Source organism: Micromonospora sp. ABR4_055, assembly GCF_056160425.1.
In genome coordinates this window covers 1-21,164 of sequence record NZ_JBSWXD010000076.1, presented here as the reverse complement: position 1 = coordinate 21,164, position 21,164 = coordinate 1, and the positions used below count along the sequence as shown (strand labels likewise).

General features: G+C 70.9%; 23 protein-coding genes. 7 read left to right on the top strand and 16 right to left on the bottom strand.

Annotated features, from left to right (window positions below; genetic code table 11):
- Nucleotides 1-21 precede the first annotated feature (21 nt).
- The 3 genes from ACXAHD_RS18315 to recO all read right to left on the bottom strand — a co-directional run bounded on the left by ACXAHD_RS18315 (nucleotide 22) and on the right by recO (nucleotide 2,189).
- Complete coding sequence (locus ACXAHD_RS18315) at nucleotides 22-297, bottom strand: hypothetical protein (RefSeq protein WP_289213375.1); 276 nt, start codon at nucleotides 295-297, stop codon at nucleotides 22-24.
- A 312-nt stretch (nucleotides 298-609) separates the two neighbouring features.
- Nucleotides 610-1,416 (bottom strand): isoprenyl transferase, encoded by an 807-nt coding sequence (locus tag ACXAHD_RS18310; protein ID WP_281550996.1) that lies wholly within the window; start codon nucleotides 1,414-1,416, stop codon nucleotides 610-612.
- Entirely contained in the window at nucleotides 1,413-2,189 is a 777-nt protein-coding gene (gene recO / locus ACXAHD_RS18305; protein ID WP_281550997.1) for a DNA repair protein RecO, read from the bottom strand. Before recO ends, ACXAHD_RS18310 begins: the two co-directional genes overlap by 4 nt.
- 129 nt (nucleotides 2,190-2,318) lie before the next feature.
- Here recO and ACXAHD_RS18300 point away from each other — a divergent pair, with 129 nt between their 5' ends.
- Entirely contained in the window at nucleotides 2,319-3,119 is an 801-nt protein-coding gene (locus tag ACXAHD_RS18300) for a DUF4097 family beta strand repeat-containing protein (protein ID WP_475051933.1), read from the top strand.
- 27 nt (nucleotides 3,120-3,146) lie between these two features.
- Here the strand turns inward: ACXAHD_RS18300 and era are convergent, their stop codons facing one another.
- The 9 genes from era to hrcA form a co-directional block, all read right to left on the bottom strand.
- Complete coding sequence (era, locus tag ACXAHD_RS18295; protein ID WP_475051930.1) at nucleotides 3,147-4,052, bottom strand: GTPase Era; 906 nt, start codon at nucleotides 4,050-4,052, stop codon at nucleotides 3,147-3,149.
- Nucleotides 4,049-4,429 (bottom strand): cytidine deaminase, encoded by a 381-nt coding sequence (locus ACXAHD_RS18290; RefSeq protein WP_289213378.1) that lies wholly within the window; start codon nucleotides 4,427-4,429, stop codon nucleotides 4,049-4,051. The genes era and ACXAHD_RS18290 overlap by 4 nt, the downstream gene beginning before the upstream one ends.
- Nucleotides 4,422-5,828, bottom strand: coding sequence for a hemolysin family protein (locus ACXAHD_RS18285; RefSeq protein WP_289213379.1), 1,407 nt, complete (start codon nucleotides 5,826-5,828; stop codon nucleotides 4,422-4,424). The genes ACXAHD_RS18290 and ACXAHD_RS18285 overlap by 8 nt, the downstream gene beginning before the upstream one ends.
- A complete protein-coding gene (ybeY, locus tag ACXAHD_RS18280) occupies nucleotides 5,825-6,292 on the bottom strand; it encodes an rRNA maturation RNase YbeY (RefSeq protein WP_278170664.1) in 468 nt (155 codons plus the stop codon). Before ybeY ends, ACXAHD_RS18285 begins: the two co-directional genes overlap by 4 nt.
- A 17-nt stretch (nucleotides 6,293-6,309) precedes the next feature.
- Nucleotides 6,310-7,368, bottom strand: a complete 1,059-nt coding sequence (locus ACXAHD_RS18275; RefSeq protein WP_281551002.1) for a PhoH family protein — start codon at nucleotides 7,366-7,368, stop codon at nucleotides 6,310-6,312.
- A gap of 128 nt (nucleotides 7,369-7,496) precedes the next feature.
- Nucleotides 7,497-7,847: a histidine triad nucleotide-binding protein gene (locus ACXAHD_RS18270; RefSeq protein WP_281551003.1), complete on the bottom strand. Its 351-nt coding sequence runs from the start codon at nucleotides 7,845-7,847 to the stop codon at nucleotides 7,497-7,499.
- 70 nt (nucleotides 7,848-7,917) lie between these two features.
- Nucleotides 7,918-8,661 carry a 16S rRNA (uracil(1498)-N(3))-methyltransferase gene (locus tag ACXAHD_RS18265; protein WP_281551004.1) on the bottom strand — a complete coding sequence of 248 codons (744 nt, stop codon included), beginning with the start codon at nucleotides 8,659-8,661 and terminating at the stop codon, nucleotides 7,918-7,920.
- A gap of 42 nt (nucleotides 8,662-8,703) precedes the next feature.
- The gene (gene dnaJ, locus ACXAHD_RS18260; protein ID WP_281555662.1) at nucleotides 8,704-9,837 is read right to left on the bottom strand and encodes a molecular chaperone DnaJ; all 1,134 of its coding nucleotides are present in this window, start codon (nucleotides 9,835-9,837) and stop codon (nucleotides 8,704-8,706) included.
- Between the two features lie 70 nt (nucleotides 9,838-9,907).
- Nucleotides 9,908-10,930, bottom strand: a complete 1,023-nt coding sequence (hrcA, locus tag ACXAHD_RS18255) for a heat-inducible transcriptional repressor HrcA (protein ID WP_289213380.1) — start codon at nucleotides 10,928-10,930, stop codon at nucleotides 9,908-9,910.
- A 382-nt stretch (nucleotides 10,931-11,312) separates the two neighbouring features.
- Between hrcA and ACXAHD_RS18250 the strand changes: the two genes are divergently transcribed.
- Nucleotides 11,313-11,882, top strand: a complete 570-nt coding sequence (locus ACXAHD_RS18250; protein ID WP_281551006.1) for a DUF4870 domain-containing protein — start codon at nucleotides 11,313-11,315, stop codon at nucleotides 11,880-11,882.
- 88 nt (nucleotides 11,883-11,970) lie between these two features.
- On the opposite strand, the gene hemW is transcribed toward ACXAHD_RS18250, so the two are convergent.
- Nucleotides 11,971-13,194 (bottom strand): radical SAM family heme chaperone HemW, encoded by a 1,224-nt coding sequence (gene hemW, locus ACXAHD_RS18245; RefSeq protein ID WP_475051925.1) that lies wholly within the window; start codon nucleotides 13,192-13,194, stop codon nucleotides 11,971-11,973.
- Between the two features lie 17 nt (nucleotides 13,195-13,211).
- On the opposite strand from hemW, the gene ACXAHD_RS18240 reads away from it, so the two are divergent.
- The 3 genes from ACXAHD_RS18240 to ACXAHD_RS18230 all read left to right on the top strand — a co-directional run bounded on the left by ACXAHD_RS18240 (nucleotide 13,212) and on the right by ACXAHD_RS18230 (nucleotide 16,215).
- Nucleotides 13,212-14,012: an enoyl-CoA hydratase-related protein gene (locus tag ACXAHD_RS18240; protein WP_281551008.1), complete on the top strand. Its 801-nt coding sequence runs from the start codon at nucleotides 13,212-13,214 to the stop codon at nucleotides 14,010-14,012.
- 152 nt (nucleotides 14,013-14,164) lie between these two features.
- The gene (locus ACXAHD_RS18235) at nucleotides 14,165-15,055 is read left to right on the top strand and encodes a hypothetical protein (RefSeq protein ID WP_475051923.1); all 891 of its coding nucleotides are present in this window, start codon (nucleotides 14,165-14,167) and stop codon (nucleotides 15,053-15,055) included.
- Between the two features lie 257 nt (nucleotides 15,056-15,312).
- Nucleotides 15,313-16,215 (top strand): phytanoyl-CoA dioxygenase family protein, encoded by a 903-nt coding sequence (locus tag ACXAHD_RS18230; protein ID WP_281551009.1) that lies wholly within the window; start codon nucleotides 15,313-15,315, stop codon nucleotides 16,213-16,215.
- A 138-nt stretch (nucleotides 16,216-16,353) separates the two neighbouring features.
- Here ACXAHD_RS18230 and ACXAHD_RS18225 read toward each other — a convergent pair whose 3' ends face one another.
- The 3 genes from ACXAHD_RS18225 to lepA all read right to left on the bottom strand — a co-directional run bounded on the left by ACXAHD_RS18225 (nucleotide 16,354) and on the right by lepA (nucleotide 19,142).
- The gene (locus tag ACXAHD_RS18225; RefSeq protein WP_281551010.1) at nucleotides 16,354-16,632 is read right to left on the bottom strand and encodes a GlsB/YeaQ/YmgE family stress response membrane protein; all 279 of its coding nucleotides are present in this window, start codon (nucleotides 16,630-16,632) and stop codon (nucleotides 16,354-16,356) included.
- Between the two features lie 105 nt (nucleotides 16,633-16,737).
- On the bottom strand, nucleotides 16,738-17,259 hold the full coding sequence (locus tag ACXAHD_RS18220) for an NUDIX hydrolase (RefSeq protein WP_281551011.1): 522 nt from the start codon (nucleotides 17,257-17,259) through the stop codon (nucleotides 16,738-16,740).
- Nucleotides 17,256-19,142 carry a translation elongation factor 4 gene (lepA, locus tag ACXAHD_RS18215; RefSeq protein ID WP_281551012.1) on the bottom strand — a complete coding sequence of 629 codons (1,887 nt, stop codon included), beginning with the start codon at nucleotides 19,140-19,142 and terminating at the stop codon, nucleotides 17,256-17,258. The genes ACXAHD_RS18220 and lepA overlap by 4 nt, the downstream gene beginning before the upstream one ends.
- Nucleotide 19,143: 1 nt before the next feature.
- Here lepA and ACXAHD_RS18210 point away from each other — a divergent pair, with 1 nt between their 5' ends.
- Both ACXAHD_RS18210 and rpsT read left to right on the top strand, forming a co-directional pair.
- Nucleotides 19,144-20,361 carry a phosphotransferase gene (locus tag ACXAHD_RS18210; protein WP_475051917.1) on the top strand — a complete coding sequence of 406 codons (1,218 nt, stop codon included), beginning with the start codon at nucleotides 19,144-19,146 and terminating at the stop codon, nucleotides 20,359-20,361.
- Between the two features lie 209 nt (nucleotides 20,362-20,570).
- Entirely contained in the window at nucleotides 20,571-20,837 is a 267-nt protein-coding gene (gene rpsT / locus ACXAHD_RS18205) for a 30S ribosomal protein S20 (protein WP_278170679.1), read from the top strand.
- Nucleotides 20,838-21,164: the final 327 nt, after the last annotated feature.

Below are 21,164 nucleotides of genomic sequence, written 5' to 3'. Positions count from 1 at the left end.
CACTGTTCACCTCGGCGTCGGTCAGCTGCGCCGGAACTGGTAGTTGCGGCCCTTGCCGGCGCGCTGACCGCGACCGGCGAGCCGGTCCGGGCGGGCGCTCCTGGTCTGCGGGCCGGAGCCCGGCGCGAGCGCGCGGGCAGCGCGCCGACCCTCGGCGGGCAGCGCGTCCTCAGGCAGCGCGACCTCGGGCAGATCGATCTCGGACAGAGCGACCTCGGGCAACGCGAGGTCACTCGGGGCGTTGTCGGGCACGGTGAACCGGGGCGTCGTCGTGTCTTGTTCTGGTCGTTGCGCCATGCGGGAAAGACCTCCTGGCTGCGAACCGCCACGCGAACCCGCGGCGGTGACGGGTGAGATGCGGGAGGCGGGCGCCGCAGTCACCGACGACGGTCCACGATGACGGGACCAGCCAGCCGGAGACGCCGTGACGCCCGCAGTGTCGACCGGCGGCGGGAACCCGCACGGCACGGATCGACGGCGACCGCCGAGCGGTCGCGGCACTGCGAAAAAGAGGGCGTCAGAAGCGCATGACCGTCACGCTAACCGGTGCGGTCCCCCGGCGCACCCGGTTTTCCAGACAGCCCGGCGGCGCGCCGGGCCGGGTCGCGTTCAGCCCTGCGGGGCCACCGGGTTGGGCAGGGCGCCGCCGAACCGGCGGTCCCGCTGCGCGTACAGCTCGCAGGCGTACCACAGGTGCCGCCGGTCGAAGTCCGGCCAGAGGGTGTCCAGGAAGACCAGCTCGGCGTAGGCCGACTGCCAGAGCATGAAGTTCGACGTCCGCTGCTCGCCGGACGGACGCAGGAACAGATCCACCTCGGGCACTTCCGGGTGGTAGAGGTAGCGGGCCAGCATCTTCTCGTTGACCCGGGCCGGGTCGACCTTGCCGGCCGCGACGTCCCGGGCGATCGCCGCCGCCGCGTCGGCGATCTCCGCCTGGCCGCCGTAGTTGACGCAGAACTGCAGGGTGAGCGTGCTGTTGTGCCGGGACATCTCCTCGGCGGTCTGCAGCTCGGAGATCACGCTCTTCCACAGCCGGCCCGCCCGCCCGGACCACACCACCCGTACCCCCAGGTCGACCAGCTGGTCGCGGCGACGGCGGATGACGTCACGGTTGAAGCCCATCAGGAAGCGGACCTCGTCCGGCGAGCGGCGCCAGTTCTCCGTCGAGAAGGCGTACGCCGACAGGTACGGAATCCCCAGCTCGATCGCGCCTTCCACGGTGTCGAACAGCGAGAACTCCCCCTGCTCGTGCCCCTTGGTGCGGGGCAGACCACGGTCCTTGGCCCACCGGCCGTTGCCGTCCATCACGATCGCCACGTGGTCGGGCAGCGCCTGCTTCGGCAACGCCGGTGGCCGGGCCCCGGACGGGTGCGGAGTGGGTGCCACCGGCGGGCGCAGGCCCCTGCCCTTGGTCATGGTTGCGTCTCCTGGGAACGGTCGACCAGCGGCAGCGAGCGTAACCCGCGCTCCAGATGCCACTGCAGGTGCGCCGCCACCAGCCCGCTGCACTCCCGTCGGGTGGCCGGTTCCGACGTGTCCGCCACCTGCCAGTCGCCGGTGGCCAGGGCGGCCATCAGGTCGATGGTGGCCGGGGCCGGGTGGGCCGCGCCGGGTGGTCGACAGTCCGGGCAGACACACCCCCCGGCCGGTACGGAGAACGCCCGGTGCCGGCCTTTGGTGCCGCACACCGCGCAGTCGCGCAGCGCCGGCGCCCAGCCGGCGAGGGCCATCCCACGCAGCAGGTACGCGTCGAGCACCAGGGTGCCGGCGTGGTCGCCCTCGGCCAGTGCCCGCAGCGCGCCGAGGGTGAGCTGGAACAGCCGCAGCGACGGTTCCCGCTCCACCGGGGTGAGCCGCTCGGCGGTTTCGACGATCGCGCTGGCGGCCGTGTAGCGCGGGTAGTCGGCCAGGAACCGTTTGCCGTACAGGTGCAGCCCCTCGACCTGGCTGACCGTGTGCAGTGAGCTACCGGGCCCGTCCGGGTTCCCGGCGATCTGCAGGTCGACGTGGCCGAACGGCTCCAGCCGGGCACCGAACCGGGAGGTCGTCCGGCGTACCCCCCGGGCCACCGCCCGCAGCCGGCCGTGCCGGCGGGTCAGCAGGGTGATGATCCGGTCGGACTCGCCCAGTTTCTGTACGCGGAGCACCACCGCGTCGTCGCGGTAGAGCTGGCGGCGGTATCCGGGCACCCGGTCATTGTCCCGCGCCGACCGGGCGTGCCGGCGACCGGCCCTGATGCGGACTCAGGGTCGCGATCCGGGACAGATCCGTGGCCGTGCCGGATGTGCCCCGCCGGTGGCGCTCGTAGCGTCACCGGCATGACTCGCGCCCGTACCACGACCACCGCACTCGCCGCCGCGTCGACCCTCGCGCTGCTGGCCGTCGCCTCGGCCGCGTGCGCACCGCTTGCCTGGCACCAGGAGGACTTCGACGACACCGAGACGGTCCCGATCACCGCGGTACGGATCGTGGAGTCCGGCGACGGCGACGTGCTGGTGCGGACCCGGCCCGGTGACACGGCCGAGATCCAGCGGGTCGTCCGCTACCAGCGGTCCGAGCCGGGTCGGACCTACCGGATCGACGGGACGGTGCTCGAGCTGGACACGTCGTGCGGCTGGCGGTGCGACGTGTCGTACGACATCGTCGCGCCCCCGGGAGTCTCGGTCGAGGGTGAGAACGGCTCCGGCCAGCTGATGTTGTTCGACGTGTCGGACGTGTCGGTGCGGGTCGGATCGGGGAGCATCACCATCGACCGGGCTACTGGTCGGGTGGACGCGCGGACCGGTTCCGGCGGCATCACCGCGTACCGGCTGTCCGGTCCGGCGGAGCTGCACACCGGTTCCGGCTCCATCGACGGCCGCAGTCTCAGCGGCGATGGCGTGGTCGCGACCACCGGCTCCGGGAAGGTGGCACTCACCCTTGACAACCCGGGTCCGGTGCGCGCCGAGACGTCGAGTGGGTCGGTGCACGTCACCGTGCCCGCGGGTAGCTACCGGATCCGTACCGAGACCGGATCCGGATCGGCCGACGTACGGGTGCCGGACGATCCGGACGGCGAGCATCTGATCGACGCACGGACCGGCAGCGGGAGCATCATCATCGATGGCGACCGGCACTGATCAGGAGAACGTCCCGAAGACACCAGGTCAGAAGCCCAGTTTGCGCAGCTGCCGGGGGTCACGCTGCCAGTCCTTGGCGACCCGGACGTGCAGGTCGAGGTAGACCCGGCTGCCGAGCAGCTCCTCGATCTCCTTGCGGGATCGGGTGCCGACGTCGCGCAGCCGGCTGCCGCCGGCGCCGATGACGATCGCCTTCTGACTCGGCCGCTCGACGTAGATGTCAGCGTATATCCGGATCAGCGAATCCTCCGGGAGCATCTCCTCGACGATCACCGCGATCGAGTGTGGCAGCTCGTCCCGTACGCCCTCCAGCGCGGCCTCCCGGATCAGCTCGCCGATCAGCACCTGCTCCGGCTCGTCGGTGAGCATGTCGTCCGGGTAGAGCCGGGGAGATTCGGGCAGGTGGCCGGTCATCACGTCGACCAGGGTCTGCACCTGGTGGCCGGTGGCGGCGCTGACCGGCACCACGTCGGCGAAGTCACCCAGCTCGCTGACCGCGAGCAGCTGCTCGGCGAGTCGGCGCCGGTCGACCAGGTCGGTCTTGGTGACCACCGCCACCACCGTCGCCTTGAGTTCGGCGATCTCCCCGGTGATGAACCGGTCGCCCCGGCCGACCGGCTCGTCGGCCGGGATGCACAGCCCGATCACGTCGACCTCGCTCCAGGTCTGACGGACCAGGTCGTTGAGGCGTTCGCCGAGTAGCGTCCGCGGCCGGTGCAGCCCGGGGGTGTCGACCAGGACCAGCTGCGACTGCGGCTGGTGCAGGACGCCCCGGATCACGTGCCGGGTGGTCTGCGGCTTGCTGGAGGTGATCGCGATCTTCTGCCCGACGATCGCGTTGGTCAGGGTCGACTTGCCGGCGTTCGGGCGGCCGACGAAACAGGCGAAGCCGGCCCGGAAGGTTTCCAGCGGAGACGATCCGCGCGAGCTCACTGGCGTACCGTGCCGAGCAGTGTGCCGTCCGGGGCAGCGACGTGGACCGGGGCGTCGGTGGCCAGGTCCCGCACCACCGCGTGCCCGGCACCATCCAAGGTGGAGGCTTCGGTGACCACGGCGGCGGCCTCCAGCCGGGTGGCTCCGGACGCGACGGCCGACGCGACCGCCAGCTGCAACGCGGTCAGCGTCAGCGACGGCAGTGCGACGTTAGCGCCGGCGTAGGTACGCCCGTCCTGGTCCCGTACGGCGGCGCCCTCAGCCGCCCCGATCCGGGCCCGGGCGCTGCGGGCCAGCACGACCAGCTTGCTGTCCTCGGCGCTGAGCTGCGGCTCCGGCTCCGACCCGGTCGGCGTGGCCGACGGCGACTCAGGCATCTGCGTGCTGCCTTTCCTCTGCTCTGGCATGACGGTGGTCCTTGCCGTCGGCGGTGTGCTCGGCCGACGGCTCGGCCGGCTGGTCGACGGTCCGACGTACCAGGACGGTGTCCACCCGGTTGCGCCGGCCGGTGGTGCCCTCGGCGACCAGCCGGAGGCCGGCGACGGTGACCTCCGCACCGGGGATCGGCACCCGGCCGAGCAGGTGGGCCATCAACCCGCCGACCGTCTCGACCTCGTCGTCGGAGATCTCCACGTCGAACAGCTCGCCGAGGTCCTCGACCGGCAGCCGGGCGGTCACCCGGACCCGGTCGTCGTCGAGTCGTTCGACCGGCGGCCGCTCGACATCGTACTCGTCGGTGATTTCCCCGACGATCTCCTCCAGGATGTCCTCGATGGTGACCAGTCCCCCGGTGCCGCCGTACTCGTCGACCACGATCACCAGGTGGGTACGGGCGGCCTGCATCTCGGAGAGCAGGTCGTCCACCGGCTTGGACTCCGGCACGAACGTCGCCGGGCGCATCAGCTCGACCACCGGGACCTCGTCGCTGCCCGGCCCGACCGCGTGGGCCCGACGGACCACGTCCTTGAGGTAGATGATGCCCACCACGTCGTCGACGTTGCCGCCGATCACCGGGATCCGGGAGAAGCCGGACCGCAGAAACAGCGCCAGTGCCTGGCGCAGCGTCTTGTGCCGTTCGATCCACACCATCTCGGTCCGCGGCACCATCACCTCGCGGGCGATGGTGTCGCCGAGCGCGAACACCGAGTGGATCATCTGGCGCTCGCCGTGCTCGACGACACCGCGCTGCTCGGCGAGGTCGACGAGCTCCCGCAGCTCGATCTGGGTGGCGAAGGGGCCTTCCCGGAAGCCCTTGCCCGGGGTCACCGCGTTGCCGATCAGGATCAGCAGCGAGGCCAGCGGGTTCAGGGCGCGGCCCAGGCCGCGGACCAGCGGCGCGGTCGCCCGCGCCACGACGAAGGCGTGCTGGCGACCGATCGTACGCGGACCGACGCCGACCACCACGAAGCTGACCACGGTCATCGCCCCGGCGGTGACCAGTGCCGCCGTCCAGCCGGCGCCGAAGGTGTCGACGGCGACCAGCGCGACCAGGGTGGTGGCGGTCAGCTCGCAGAGCAGCCGGAGCAGCAGTAGCAGATTGACGTGCCGGACCGCGTCCGCGGCGACGATCTGCAGGGCCCGGGCGGAACGGCTGCCGTCGCGGGCCAGCTCGGCGGCCCGGGCCGGCGAGACGACGACCAGCGCCGCCTCGGTCATCGCGATGATTCCGGCCAGCACCACCAGACCGGCGGCGATGACCAACAGTTGCAGGTCCGGCAGCCCGGTGGCTGTCGCAGCGGCGGCCAGCGGGGTGCCGGTGGTATGGCCAGAGTTCACGTGGCCCGGGCTTCCTTCCAGCTGTAGAGCAGGCGAGCCTGCAACTCGAACATCTCACGTTCCTCGTCCGGCTCGGCGTGGTCGTAGCCGAGCAGGTGCAGCACCCCGTGCACGGTGAGCAGGTGCAGCTCGTCGGCGGCGGCGTGCCCGGCGGTGGCCGCCTGCTTGGCGGCCACCTCCGGGCAGAGCACGATATCGCCGAGCAGGCCCGGCTCGTCCGGGCTCGACTCGCCCGGACCGTGGTCGACGCTGCCCTCGTCCATCGGGAAGGCGAGCACGTCGGTCGGCCCGTCGCTGCCCATCCAGCGGTGGTTGAGCTCGGCCATGTAGTCCTGGTCGACCAGCAGCACCGACAGCTCCGCGAGCGGGTTGACGCCCATCTCGTCCAGCGCGTGACGGGCGACGGCGAGCACCGCGTCGGTGTCGACGTCGATTCCGGACTCGTTGGCGATCTCGATGGACACGTGTCTCTCCCGAAGCTCTATCGGCGCCGGTTCGCCCGGCCACCGTGGGCGGTCCGGCCCTGGACCGCGTGGACGCCCTGATTCTGCTGTGCCTCGCGGTCGGCGTCCCACCGGGCGTACGCGTCGACGATGTCGCTGACCAGCCGGTGGCGCACCACGTCGGTGCTGGACAGCTGCGCGAAGTGCACATCGTCCAGGCCGGTGAGGATGTCCCGCACGGTACGCAGCCCGCTGGAGGTGCCACCGGGCAGGTCGACCTGGGTGATGTCGCCGGTGACCACGATCCGGGAACCGAAGCCGAGCCGGGTCAGGAACATCTTCATCTGCTCGGCGGTGGTGTTCTGCGCCTCGTCGAGGATGATGAAGGCGTCGTTGAGGGTGCGACCCCGCATGTAGGCCAGCGGCGCGACCTCGATGGTGCCGGCCGCCATCAGCTTCGGGATGGAGTCGGGGTCGAGCATGTCGTGCAGCGCGTCGTAGAGCGGACGCAGGTAGGGGTCGATCTTCTCGTAGAGCGTGCCGGGCAGGAAGCCGAGCCGCTCACCGGCCTCGACCGCCGGCCGGGTCAGGATGATCCGGTTGACCTGCTTGGCCTGCAGTGCCTGCACCGCCTTGGCCATCGCGAGGTAGGTCTTGCCGGTGCCGGCGGGGCCGATGCCGAAGACGATGGTGTGCGCGTCGATCGCGTCCACGTACCGCTTCTGGCCCAGGGTCTTGGGCCGGATGGTCCGCCCGCGCCGGGAGAGGATGTTGAGGGTGAGCACGTCGGCGGGGCGCTCACTGCCGCCCTGCGCCAGCATGCCGACGGTACGCCGGACCGCGTCGGTGGTCAGCGTCTCGCCCTTGGCGATGAGCTCGAGCAGCTCGCTGAACAGCCGCTCGGCGACCGCGTTGTCCGACGGCACACCGGTGATGGTGATCTCGTTGCCGCGTACGTGGACGTCGCTGGCGAGGGACTGCTCGACCAGCCGCAGGATCTCGTCGCCTGCGCCGAGCAGGTTGACCATGATCTGCTGGTCCGGGACGGTGATCCTGGTCTGCACCCGGGCCTGCCCGGGAGGTGGAGTGCCGGTCATGGGTCGGCCTGACGGCCTTTCGCACCTGCTTCCATTTCAGCGCCCCGACCCGGTCGGCCGTGGCGGGCGGACTTGCTGCCATCGTATCCGCTCAACGCCCGGCGCAGCGGCTCCATTTCCGCCGGTTGTCACCGGGACAGCAGCGGACCGAGCGGTGCTCCGCCGAGCACATGGGCGTGCACGTGGAACACCTCCTGACCGGCGTACCGGCCGGTGTTGAAGATCAACCGGAAGCCGTCCGCAGCGAGCCCTTCGGCCTGCGCCACTGCGGCCGCCGTGGCCAGCAGCTCGCCCGCGACGGCGGGGTCGGCCGTGGCAAGCGCGGCGACGTCGGGGTGGTGCTGCTTCGGTATCACCAGTACGTGGGTGGGTGCCTGCGGGTGGAGGTCCCGGAACGCGACCGTGTTGACCCCGTCGTACAGCAGGGTGGTCGGCAGTTCCCCGGCGGCGATCCGGCAAAAGACACAGCTGTCGCTCACCCGACGGATGGTAGCGGTGACCGGGGTCCGGCCGGTCCACCGCCGCGCCACCAGCGCCTCAACCACCGCGCTACCAGCGGTCCAGCCGACCGGAGAGCAGGGCGAGTGCCGCGACACCGGCGGTCGACGTCCGCAGCACCGCCGGGCCGAGCCGCACCGGCCGGGCCCCGGCGTCGACGAAGGTGGCCAGCTCGGCGTCGTCGATCCCGCCTTCCGGCCCCACCACCAGCAGCACCGACCCGGTGGTCGGCAGGTCGGCGACGGCCAGCCGCTGCTGCGCCGACTCGTGCAGGACGAAGCTGGCGGCCGACGCCGCGCACCGGGCGGCGACCGCGTCGGTGGGCTCGGCCGGCTGCTGGTCGGACCCGCCGATCGTCGGCAGCCACGGCCGGCGGGCCTGTTTGGTGGCCTCCCGCGCGGTGCCGACCCATCGTTGCCGGGCGCGGGCACCACGGTCGTCGCGCCAGCGGGTCACCGAGCGGGCGGCCGCCCACGGGACGATCTCGTCAACCCCGACCTCGGTCATCGCCTGCACCGCCAGCTCGCCCCGGTCGCCCTTGGCAATGCCCTGCGCCACCACCAGCCGGGGGTCGGCGGCGCTGACCTGCCCGGTGTCGGTGATCCGCAGGTCGAGCTGGTGCCGGCCGACGGCCTCGACCACCGCGTCGGCGACACCGCCGCGCCCGTCGGCGAGCCGCAACCGCTCACCCGGGCGCAGCCGGACCACCGTGGCGGCGTGGTGGCCCTCCGGCCCGTCGAGGGTGTGACCCGGCCCGGTCGGCAGGCGCTCGACGAGAAACAGTGGGGCGCTCACGTCGGATCGGTTCTCCGCTGCTGCTCGGCGGCCGGCGTCGGGTCAGCCGTGGCCGTTGAACGCGTCGCGCATCCGGGAGAAGAACCCGCCCTGCTTGGTCAGCTCGGCGACCTCCTCGCCCCGGGCCTTGGCGAACTCCCGCAGCGTCCGCTCCTGCTCCGCGTCGAGCTTGGTCGGGGTACGCACGTCGAGGTGCACGTAGAGGTCGCCGCGGCCGGTGCCGCGCAGATGCGGCACGCCGCGCCCACGCAGCCGCAGGGTGGCACCCGGCTGGGTGCCCGGCTTGACGTCCACCGGCTCGTCGCTGTCCAGGGTCCGGATGGTCAGCCGGGTGCCGAGCGCCGCGGCGGTCATCGGCACGGTGACCCGGCAGTGCAGGTCGTCACCCTTGCGGGAGTAGACGTCGTGCGGCCGCTCGTGGATCTCGACGTACAGGTCACCGGCGGTGCCCCCGCCCGGCCCGACCTCGCCCTGCTGGGCCAGCCGGATCCGCATCCCGTCCTCCACCCCGGCGGGGATCTTGACGGTCAGCGAACGTCGGGTCCGCACCCGGCCGTCGCCGGAACAGGTGGTGCAGGGGTGCGGAATGACGGTGCCGTAGCCCTGGCAGGCGACGCAGGGCCGGGACGAGACCACCTGGCCGAGGAAGGTCCGTTGCACGGACTGCACCTCGCCGCGCCCGCCGCACGCCTCGCAGGTCGCCAGGTGGGTGCCGGCCGCGGTGCCCGCGCCGGAGCATGTGGTGCAGATCACCGCAGTGTCGACGGTGATCGGCGCCTCGACGCCGAACGCGGTGTCGGTCAGATCGAGCTCGAGGCGCAGGATCGCGTCGGCGCCGGGGCGGGTCCGCGACCGGGGCCCACGGGAGCCGGCCGCCGCCCCGAAGAAGGCGTCCATGATGTCCTGGAAGCCGACGAAGGGCCCGGCCCCGCCGGGGCCGCCGCCGGGCGCGCCGCCGGGTGCCAACGGGTCGCCACCGAGATCGACGATCTGCCGCTTCTGGTCGTCGGAGAGCACCTCGTACGCGGCGTTGATGTCCTTGAACTTGTCAGCCGCCACCGGATCCGGATTGACGTCCGGATGGTACTGCCGGGCCAACTTGCGGTAGGCCCGCTTGATGTCGTCAGCGGAGGCGTCCCGGCTCACGCCGAGAATCCCGTAGTAGTCCTTGGCCACTGCGTCTGGTGTCCTCATGTGTCAGTCTCGCATGTGCAGTTCGCCGGGTCGTATTGATCCTGCCCGCCGGTCAGTTCTGCGCCAGCAGATCGCCGACGTAGCGTGCCACGGCGCGAACCGTGGCGATGGTGCCGGGGTAGTCCATCCGGGTGGGCCCCAGCACGCCGAGGCCACCGACCATGACAGTGCCCGGACCGTAACCGGTGCTGACCACGGATGCGGCCCGCAGATTGTCGATTTCGTTCTCGTCGCCGATGCGGACCCGCAGGGTGCTCGGCTCCACCTCGCCGATCAGTTTGAGCAGGACGACCTCCTCCTCCAGTGCCTCCAGTATCGGGCGCAGGGAGCCCTGGAAGTCGAGTAGTCCCCCTCTGGCCAGGTTAGCGGTCCCGGCCAGGGCGAGGCGTTCCTCGTGCCGCTCGACCAGCGTCTCCAGCAGGACCGTCGAAAGCGTGGTCATCGCCGGTCGCAGGTCCGCTGGCACCTCGTCGACCAACGCCTGGACCAACGGCGGGGTGTCGGAGAGCCGACAACCGTCGAGCTTCTCGTTGGCCAGCCGACGCAGGTCGGTCACGTCGTCGGCACTGATCGGGGCCGGCAGCTCCACCAGTCGCTGCTCGACCCGGCCGGTGTCGACGATCAGGACCAGCATCAGCCGAGTGGTCGAGATCGGCACCAGTTCCAGGTGCCGGACCGACGACCGGGCCAGGCTCGGGTACTGCACCACCGCGACCTGGCGGGTGAGCTGGGCGAGCAGCCGGACGGTGCGGTGCACGACGTCGTCGAGGTCGACGGCGCCGGCGAGGAAACGTTCGATCGCCCTGCGCTCGGCCGGGCTGAGCGGTTTCACCCGGGACAGCCGGTCGACGAACAACCGGTAGCCACGGTCGGTCGGGACCCGCCCGGCGCTGGTGTGCGGCTGCCGGATGTAGCCCTCCTCCTCCAGCACCGCCATGTCGTTACGGACGGTCGCCGGTGACACCCCGAGCTGGTGCCGCTCGACCAGCGCCTTGCTGCCGACCGGCTCCTGGGTGGCGACGTAGTCCTCGACGATCGCCCGGAGCACGTCGAGTTTGCGGTCGTCGAGACCCATCTGCACCTCCTCCGCTGACACCGGTCGGACCGGTCCGAGGCTACGGTCCCGGCCGTCACGGCGGCCGCTGGGTGGCCGGACCGACGACGGACGCCGTTGCTGGCACTCGCCGGTTGTGAGTGCCAGCATACGTCGATCGGGCCGGGCCGGCGATGATCAGTTCGCCGGGCGGGGGCGTACCGGGCGATATGTCACCAAACGCACTCACCCTGTCGGATCGGGCGGTTCGCTCGGGCTCGGATCGGTCGGCCGGCGGGCATCGTAAGGCCGGCCGGCCAACCCAGCGCAAGCCGACCGACCAGCGGAGACGGCCTACCCGGACGGGAAATTCGTCGGCGGGGCTAACTGGCGCGGCTTGATCCCTCCCCCTACCGTGTCGGGCATGACTGAACCACCTCGCCCACCAGGGGAGTACGGTCCCGGCGGCATGCCGCAGGACCCCAACTCCCCGCCGCCACCTCCAGCGTCCTACTCGATGCCGGGCGAGGCCTCCTCTCCCGGATACCCCCCGCCGCCCGGCGGCGCGAGCCCGCCCCCCGGCGGATACCCCCCGCCCGGCGGTTTCCCGCCCGGCGGTCCGGCGTACGGAGGTCAACCCCCGTCCGGCTACGCCACCAACGACGACAAGACCTGGGCGCTGATCGCCCACTTCGGTGGCGCCCTGGGCGCGTTCATCAGCTTCGGACCGCTCGGTTTCGTCGGCCCGCTGATCGCCTACCTGGTCAAGGGTCAGCAGTCACCGGCCGTACGGGCGCATGCGCTGGCCGCGCTCAACTTCCAGATCCTCTGGTCGGCGATCGCCTTCGTGCTGCTCTTCGTCAGCTGGTGCCTGTTCTTCATCCCCAGCCTGGTGGTGTTCGCGATCCAGATCATCTTCGGGATCATCGCGGGCGTGAAGGCCAACGAGGGAACGCTGTACAAGTACCCGATGTCCGCCAACTTCATCAAGTGACGCCGCTCGCCCCCGGATCCGTACCGGCTCCGGGGGCGTCACCGGTGGTGACAACGGGCCACCCACGGAAGGTCGCCCAGCAGCGGTTTCACGGCAGCAGGTCACGGACGATCGCGTCGGCCAGCAGCCGGCCACGCAGGGTCAGTACCGCCTGCCCGGCAGTGAGCGCTTCGGGGTCGAGTAGTCCGTCGTCGCCGGCCCGCCGGGCCGCGACCCGGCCGGCCGGGGCCAGGCGCGCCAGCGGCAGCCCGCTGGCCAGACGCAGCCCCAGCATCACCTCTTCGAACTGCTGCTCGGTGTCGGTGAGTAGTTCCCGGCCGTGGCCGGGCGACCGTCCGGCGGCCAGCCGCTCGGCGTACGACCGGGGATGCCGCACGTTCCACCAGCGGACCCCGCCGACGTGGCTGTGCGCCCCCGGCCCGAGCCCCCACCAGTCGCCGCCGGTCCAGTACAACAGGTTGTGCCGGCACCGGCCGGCGTCCGACCGTGCCCAGTTCGACACCTCGTACCAGTCGAATCCGGCGCCGCTCAGGGCCGACTCGGCGGCGAGGTAGCGGTCGGCGGCGACGTCGTCGTCGGGGTACGGCAGTTCGCCGCGCCGCATCCGGGCCGCCAACCGGGTGCCGTCCTCGACGATCAGCGCGTACGCGCTGACGTGGTCCACCCCGGCCGCCACCACCGCCGCCAGCGACTCGTCGAAGTCCGCCGCGCTCTCCCCCGGCGTACCGTAGATCAGGTCGAGATTGACGTGCTCGAACCCGGCCTCCCGGGCCTCTCGGGCGGCGGTGACCGCGCGGCCCGGCGCGTGCCGGCGGTCCAGCACGGCGAGCACCGCCGCCGCGGTCGACTGCATGCCGAGCGACACCCTGGTGTAGCCGGCGGCGCGCAGCGCCCGCAGCGACGCCGGCGTCACCGACTCGGGGTTGGCCTCGGTGGTGACCTCCGCGTCGGCGGCCAGCCCCCAGGTGGCGTCGATCGCGTCGAGCAGCCGGGCCAGTGCGTCGGCGGGCAGCAGACTCGGCGTGCCGCCGCCGACGAAGACCGTGTCCACCTGCCGAGGCGGCCGGTCAGCCAGGACCTTCGCGGCCAGCTCCAGCTCGGCCAGCACGGCGTCCAGGTACTCCCCGACCGGTGCGCTGCCGCCGAGTTCGGCAGGCGTGTACGTGTTGAAGTCGCAGTAGCCGCAGCGGGTGGCGCAGAACGGCACATGCAGATAGACCCCGAAGCCGCGCCGGCCGCTACGGGCGAGCGCGGATGGCGGTAGCGCCCCGTCGCCGGGCACCGGCGTACCGGCGGGTGGTGCTCCTGGCATGGGACTAGTGTGCCGGCATGGATGAGCCCCGACCCACCAGGTCCGCGCAGCCACTGATCCGCACGGCCACCGCCGCCGGGATCACCACCCTGACCCTGGACAGCCCGGGCAACCGCAACGCGCTGTCCACCCCGCTGATGACCGACCTGCTCGCCGCGTTGTCCGCAGCGGTCGCCGACCCGCAGGTCCGGGTGGTGGTGCTGAGCCACACCGGGCCGGTCTTCTGCTCCGGTGCCGACCTGAAGGAGACCGCTGAGGCGTACGCGACCCGGCAGGTGCCGGTCGGGATGCTCGGCGACGTACTGGCGGCGATGTGGGAATGTCCCAAACCGGTGGTGGCCCGGGTCGGCGGCCCGGCCAGGGCCGGCGGGCTGGGGCTGATCGCCGCGGCCGACATCGCGATCTGCGACGCGGCGGCCACCTTCGCCTTCACCGAGGTACGGCTCGGAGTGGTCCCGGCGGTGATCTCCGCCACCGTGCTGCGCCGGCTGCAGCCACGGGCGGCGGCGCAGCTGTACCTCACCGGTGAACCGTTCGACGGTGCCCGGGCGGCGCAGATCGGTCTGGTCAGCGCCGCCGTACCGGCCGGGGAGCTGGACGCCGCGGTGACGGCGAGCTGCGCCGCGCTCGTCCGGGGCGCTCCGGGCGCCCTGGCCGGCACCAAGCAGCTGCTCCGGCGCACTCCGCCGACGGACATCCGGGCCGAGACGGCCGAGCTGCGCGAGCTCTCCACCGGATACTTCCTCTCCGACGAGGGCCGCGAGGGCGTACGGGCGTTCCGCGACAAACGCGACCCGAGCTGGCTGCCGGGACGGTGAGCACGGATACTCGCCCCGAAACGGGGTAAGTCCGGCGTACGGGGCCGAGGCGTACGGCGTAAGGGTCGGGTACGGCAAGCGCGCGGGGCCCTCTCCCGCTGGACGACACAACCGTCCCTGGTGTACCAAAGGTCCCAGCAATACGCGTGGGGGTGACGGTGCGGGCTCGGACGGTGCTGGTGCTGGTCGCCGTGCTGGCGGCAATCGCCCTGTTGGGCGGGGTCGGCCTGGGCCGGTGGATCGGCGATTTCGCGTTGCCCGGTGGTTATCGGGGTTGCACCGTCGAGCTGCCCGATTCCATGCCCGGGGCCGGCGACGGCCAGTTGCGCCGGGTGACGCTCGATCCGGAGCAGATGGCGAACGCCGCCACCATCGCGGCGATCGGAGTGCAGCGCGGGCTGCCGCCGCGTGCCGTGGTGGTGGCGCTGGCGACCGGGTTCCAGGAGTCCAAGCTGCGCAACCTGACCGGCGGTGACCGGGACTCGGTCGGATTGTTCCAGCAGCGACCCAGCCAGGGGTGGGGCACGGTCGAACAGATTCGCGACACCAGGTACGCGACGAACGCGTTCTACGCCGGCCTGGAACGGATCCGGGGCTGGCAGGACATGCGGGTCACCGACGCCGCCCAGGCGGTCCAGCGGTCGGCCTTCCCCGAGGCGTACGAGAAGTGGACCGACGAGTCGCAGGTGCTCACAGCCGCGCTGCTCGGCGAGGCCACCGGCGCGGTCGCCTGCACGGTGACCCAGGATCCGGTGATGCGGGGTGCCGAGGCGACGGCGGCGCTCACGGACGGTCTGCGGCTGGACTGGGGCGGGCTGGAGTCGCTGCTGCCGGGACCGACCACGCCGTCACTGAGCGTTCCGGCAGAGAACACACAGGCCGGGTGGCGATATGCGCACTGGCTGGTTTCCCATGCCACTGATCACGGCGTCAAAAGGGTCACGTTCGGCGATCAGGAATGGACTGCGGAAGGCGGCAGTTGGTCGTCGATTTCCGGCAGTGAGATCGAGACCGGGCGGGTGATGGCGGAGGTCTTCGCCTGACGTCGACAACTGCCCCCTGGTTGCACATCTTAACTGACAGTTAGCGCAACATGCGGCAAATTATACAATCCGGACATCTCGCACGATGCTCCTGTACCGAAAGTGCGTGCCCCGACACCTCACGTGCGATCAACTGTGGCCGACCACACGGCCCGCGAATTGCTGACAATCGGGCCCGGGCGGGCCGGCCGAGAGGCGGGCTAGGATCGGCATCCGCCAGGCCCAAATGGGCGCACCACCGACAGGACGGGAAAGCTGTGTTCGATTACGGCGGGCGGACCGGTTACGAAGCGATCAGCGACATCGACCGCAAGGAGTTCCACGAGCAGGGCTTCCTCCTGCTGCGCAATGTGCTGACCGAGGACCACCGAGCGGCACTCGAGGCCGCGGTCGACCGGGTGTACGCCGAGGAGAAGGCCGCCGGTAAGACCACCGCCGACGGCACCCTGCACCTGCTGGGCTTCCTGGACCGCGACGAACTCTTCGGCGACCTGCTCACCCATCCGATCGCGTTCCCCTACATGTGGGGGCTGGCCGGTTGGAACATCTACACCCACCACAACCATCTCGACGTCACCCCACCGGCGCTGGAGCCGGAGAAGCCGTACTGGGGGTGGCACCAGGACGGCTACCGGCAGAACTCCGACCCGGAGACGATGGACCCGAACCTGCCCCGGCCGATGTTCTCGCTGAAGGTGGCCTACGTCCTGTCCGACCTGTCGGAGACCGGCCGCGGCGCCACCAAGGTGATCCCCGGCAGCCACCTGCGCAACTCCCTGCCCCGCCCGGCCGACCTCACCGTGCACAACCCGGATCCCGAGGGTACGGTCGAGATCACCGCCAACCCGGGCGACGCGTTCATCTTCGACCGCCGGCAATGGCACTCCCGGTCGACCAACCTGTCCACGATCACCCGCAAGATGCTGTTCATCGGGTACACGTACCGCTGGATCCGCCCGTTGGACGAGTTGCATGTCGACAAGGACGGCCAGTGGTGGGCGAACCGGACCCCGGTGCAGCGACAGCTGCTCGGCGAAGGCACCCACACGGCGAACTACTGGGGCATCAACTGGGACGGCTACATCGACGACGAAATCCCGCTCCGTAAGGAACTCAAGGAGCGTGAGCTGCTCGACCGCAGCATCCCCTGGCTGCGCTGACCAGCGGTCACCGGGTCCGTCGTCGGCATCCGCCCCGCCTGTGCCGGGGATGGGCGCCGACGACGGACCAGGTGCCGTCAGCTGTCGATCGCGCGGTCAGTCCGTCGGCCCGAGCGCTCGGCCAGTCGACCCGGCCAGTCAGTACCGGCTCATGCTGCGGCGGCCACCGACCCCGACGACCAGTGCCACACCGACCGCGGCCAGAATCACCTGCACGAAGAACTCCCGCCAGTCGAAGCCGGCGGTGCTGGCGAAGCCGCCGGCACGGGCGATGACAGTGCCCAGCAGGGCGGCACCGACGCCGATCAGCATAGTCAACCAAATCGGGATGTTCTGCTTGCCCGGCACGACCAGACGGCCGAGCGCACCGATAATGAGGCCGACGATGAGTGCGGTGATGATGCCCATGACGCTCATCTTTTCTCCTCCTTGTCGGAGATGTCGCGTTGTCCTTGGTGACCGCTTAGTTCCCGGCCATCGCGACAACCAAACCGATTCATCTCCGCCGGACGAGCAACCGCGTCAGCGTCCGAAGGATGCCGCCACGTCCCGTACCGCCGCGTCCATGGTCGTGAAGGCCAGCGACGGCGGCTCGGCGAGGGCGAACCAACCACACTCGGTGGCCTCTGCCGGATCAAGCCGGATCCGGTCGCCGACCAGGGTGGCCAGGAAGAAGCACTCCAGCACGCTCAACGTCTCGTCCTGGAACTCGTACTCACCCAGATAGAGGCCGACCAACGCACCGAGCTCGACCTCGACGCCCAACTCCTCCCGGCACTCGCGCAGCGCCGCCGACCGGGGGTGCTCCGCCCCGTCGCAGAACCCGCCCGGGGTCTCCCACTGACCAGCCCGGGGCGGTTTGGCCCGTCGGATGGCCAGAAACCGGGTACGGGCGGGGTCGGTCACCACCACGTTGACCGTCGGCCGGGAACTCTGGAACAGCTGGTAGTCGCAGCCACCGCAGCGAACCGGCGGCGGGCCGGGAAGCCCGGCACCGCACCGCGGGCAGTACGCCGCGCTCGGGCCGTACCCACGGGGGATCACCGCTTGCCGCCGGACTTCCCGTCCGAGCCACCGCCATCCGAGGTGGACAGGGCCGCGATGAACGCCTCCTGCGGCACCTCCACCCGGCCGACCATCTTCATCCGCTTCTTGCCCTCTTTCTGCTTCTCCAGCAGCTTGCGCTTACGGCTGATGTCGCCGCCGTAGCACTTGGCCAGCACGTCCTTCCGGATCGCCCGGATCGTTTCCCGGGCGATCACCCGGCTACCGATCGCCGCCTGGATCGGCACCTCGAACTGCTGGCGGGGGATGAGGTTGCGCAGCTTGGCGGCGATCGTCGTGCCGTAGCTGTACGCCTTGTCCTTGTGCACGATCGCGCTGAACGCGTCCACCGGCTCGCCGTGCAGCAGGATGTCCACCTTGACCAGGTCGGACGGCTGCTCGCCGGAAGGCTCGTAGTCCAGCGAGGCGTAGCCCTTGGTCCGGCTCTTCAGCTGGTCGAAGAAGTCGAAGATGATCTCGGCGAGCGGCAGCGTGTAACGCAGCTCCACCCGGTCGGCGGAGAGGTAGTCCATGCCCTGCAACGAGCCGCGCCGGCCCTGGCACAGCTCCATCACCGCGCCGACGTAGTCGTTCGGGGTCAGTACGGTGGCCCGGACCACCGGCTCGTGCACTTCGGCGATCTTGCCGGTCGGGTACTCGCTCGGGTTGGTGACGGTGGCCGTCTCGCCGTCCTCCATCACCACCCGGTAGACCACGTTCGGGGCGGTCGAGATCAGGTCGAGGTTGAACTCCCGCTCCAGCCGCTCCCGGATGATCTCCAGGTGCAGCAGCCCGAGGAAGCCGCAGCGGAATCCGAAGCCGAGCGCGCCGGAGGTCTCCGGCTCGTACGTCAACGCCGCGTCGTTGAGCTTCAGTTTGTCCAGCGCCTCGCGCAGCGCCGGGTAGTCGGAACCGTCGATCGGATACAGCCCGGAGTACACCATCGGCCGCGGGTCCTTGTAGCCGCCGAGCGGCTCGGTCGCCGGCCGACCGTTGATGGTCACGGTGTCCCCCACCCGGGACTGCCGTACATCCTTCACCCCGGTGATCAGGTAACCGACCTCGCCGACACCGAGCCCGTTCGCCTTGATCATCTCGGGCGAGATCACCCCGATCTCCAGCAACTCGTGGGTCGCGCCGGTGGACATCATCTTGATCCGGTCGCGGGCCTCGATCCGCCCGTCGATCACCCGGACGTAGGTCACCACCCCCCGGTAGACGTCGTACACCGAGTCGAAGATCATGGCCCGCGCCGGTGCCGCCGCGTCACCAACCGGCGGGGTGAACTGGCGGACGATCTCGTCGAGCAGGTACGGAACGCCTTCCCCGGTCTTGCCGGAGACCCGGATGCAGTCGGCCGGATCACCGCCGATCAGATGCGCCAGTTCCTCGGCATACTTCTCCGGCTGCGCCGCAGGCAGGTCGATCTTGTTGAGCACCGGGATGACGTGCAGGTCGTTCTCCAGCGCCAGGTAGAGATTGGCCAGCGTCTGGGCTTCAATCCCCTGCGCCGCGTCGACCAGCAGGACCGCGCCCTCGCACGCGGCGAGCGAGCGGGACACCTCGTAGGTGAAGTCGACGTGCCCCGGGGTATCGATCATGTTGAGCACAGCCGACTCGCCCTGACGTTCACCGGCGCGGATCGTCCAGGGCATCCGTACCGCCTGGCTCTTGATCGTGATGCCGCGTTCCCGCTCGATGTCCATCCGGTCCAGGTACTGGGCCCGCATCTGGCGCGGGTCGACCACCTCGGTGAGCTGGAGCATCCGGTCGGCGAGGGTCGACTTGCCGTGGTCGATGTGCGCGATGATGCAGAAGTTCCGGATGCTGCCGGGTTCGGTGGCACCGGGGGCGTTCACGCCGGAGTCGGGCGTCGGAGGCACGGTGGTCCGTTCTGCTGGGCTGGAGTCCGTCGTCTCAGCCGGCGTCGCCGGCCGCCACCTATGTTCCCACGGCCCGATCGTCGGGGTGGCCATGCCCACCACCGGGCCACCCACCGGGCCACCCGGGTGGCACCCGCGTGCCGGCCGGGTGCCGCTGCCGGGGTTCGTGGCGGCGGCGCGGCAGGATGGAGGGGTGGCTACAGTGCGGTTGCCCGCTATCCGGTACGACGCGACATCGGTCCGACCCGCCTGGGCGGACCTCCCACCCGACCTACGCGCGGCGATCTGTGGTCGGCTCGGCAGCCCGGTGACCTGGGCGACCAGCGCCGGCGGCGGCTTCACCCGGGGCTTCGCCGCGACACTGACCACCTCCGCCGGTGAGCGGGTGTTCGTCAAGGCGGCGTCGCTGGTCGAGCAGCGACACCTCAGCGACTGGTACGCCCGCGAAGCGGCGCTGACGGCCGAACTCCCGGCCCAGGTGGCGGCGGCCAGACCGCGGTGGACACTCACCACCGCCGGCTACTTCGTACTCTGTCTCGACGCTGTCGACGGCCGGATGCCGGCGCTGCCCTGGGCTCCGGCCGAGCTGGACGCAGCCCTGGCCAGCTGGGCGGGCGCGGCCCGCGCCCTGCGCCGGCCGCCGGCCGGGCTGGTCAACATCGGTCTGCCCGGGCTGGCCGACCTGGCCAGCGCCGACCTGGCCTGGTGGCAGGAGATCGCCGCCGGCCGGGAAGCCATGCCGGTGTTCGATACCGACACCGACGGCGACGGGCTGCTCCGGCGGCACCTGCCAGAGCTGGCGTCGCTGGAGGCGGACCTGCCCCGCCTGGTGTCCGACGACGCGGTCATCCACGGCGACCTGCGTCTCGACAACCTGCTGATCGACCGGACCGGGATGGCGTGGATCTGCGACTGGACCTGGGTGTGTCACGGTCCCGCCTGGTTCGACACGACGAGCCTGCTGGTCACCGCGTACGCCAGCGGCCTCGACGCAGACGCGCTGTTCGCCCGGCACCCGACCGCTGTCGACGCGCCGCCCGGCGGGCTGGACGCTGCGCTGGCGGCGCTCTCCGGCTACTGGCTGACCCGGGCGTCCGCCGGGCCCACCGGCGCCTCGCCGCATGTCCGCGCCCACCAGCGGTTCAGTGGCGAGACGGCGTTGGCCTGGCTGGCCGCCCGGCGTGGTTGGTCCGGCCCGTTTTGGCCGGCGCACCGATGAGCTGGTAACCTTGCCCTTCGCGCGTGGCGACACGCGTCGCCAGCATGCATCCCGGTTGTCGGGCCCGACCATCCGTCGGACTCCGGCACCTGTCCGGACCGCCACTGCGTCGGACCCGGTCACCGGGATGACTCGGGCGGACGCGTACGCCGCAAACGGATTGTCATTTTGGTCGTTTCGATTTCGGATGAGCAGGGCGAGGCTGTCGCGTGGCGAACATCAAGTCCCAGATCAAGCGCAACCGGCAGAACGAGAAGCGTCGGCTGCGGAACAAGTCGGTCAAGTCGGCGCTGAAAACCGCCGTCCGTAAGTTCAACGAGGCCAACGCGAACGGCGACACCGAGCAGGCTGCCGCGCTGATGCGGGAAGCCAGCCGCAAGCTCGACAAGGCCGTCAGCAAGGGCGTGATCCACAAGAACCAGGCGGCGAACCGCAAGTCCGCGATCGCCAAGCGCCTGCAGTCGATCGGCTCCTGACGAACCCGCTCCCACACGGACCAGCCGACCTCGCGAGGTCGGCTGGTCCGTGTGGGGTGACCATTGCCACCAGCCGGGCCCAACCCAGCTGAGCTGCGTCGGTCCCGACCCAACTGGTTCACGTCACTCGGGTGCCGGTGGTTGGTGATCGCTGAGCTGACCGGTGTGAAGCACGTTCAGCAGCACCGTCGGCGCGGCAAGCGCAGCAGCGGTAGCGGAGTTGGGGCCAAAGGGCTGTCAGGAAAACATCAGAGCCCCGAAGGGCGCACAAATTGCCGCTTAAGCAATAGCCCCCGCGGCTTTCTCCTCTACGCGGGGGCCCCCCAA

Coding starts and splice junctions, on each gene's coding strand:
- ACXAHD_RS18315 (WP_289213375.1), bottom strand. CDS start 297: ATGGCGCAACGACCAGAACAAGACACGACGACGCCCCGGTTCACCGTG.
- ACXAHD_RS18310 (WP_281550996.1), bottom strand. CDS start 1,416: ATGACCAAGGGCAGGGGCCTGCGCCCGCCGGTGGCACCCACTCCGCAC.
- ACXAHD_RS18300 (WP_475051933.1), top strand. CDS start 2,319: ATGACTCGCGCCCGTACCACGACCACCGCACTCGCCGCCGCGTCGACC.
- ACXAHD_RS18290 (WP_289213378.1), bottom strand. CDS start 4,429: ATGCCTGAGTCGCCGTCGGCCACGCCGACCGGGTCGGAGCCGGAGCCG.
- ACXAHD_RS18275 (WP_281551002.1), bottom strand. CDS start 7,368: ATGACCGGCACTCCACCTCCCGGGCAGGCCCGGGTGCAGACCAGGATC.
- hrcA (WP_289213380.1), bottom strand. CDS start 10,930: ATGGGTCTCGACGACCGCAAACTCGACGTGCTCCGGGCGATCGTCGAG.
- ACXAHD_RS18250 (WP_281551006.1), top strand. CDS start 11,313: ATGACTGAACCACCTCGCCCACCAGGGGAGTACGGTCCCGGCGGCATG.
- hemW (WP_475051925.1), bottom strand. CDS start 13,194: ATGCCAGGAGCACCACCCGCCGGTACGCCGGTGCCCGGCGACGGGGCG.
- ACXAHD_RS18240 (WP_281551008.1), top strand. CDS start 13,212: ATGGATGAGCCCCGACCCACCAGGTCCGCGCAGCCACTGATCCGCACG.
- ACXAHD_RS18225 (WP_281551010.1), bottom strand. CDS start 16,632: ATGAGCGTCATGGGCATCATCACCGCACTCATCGTCGGCCTCATTATC.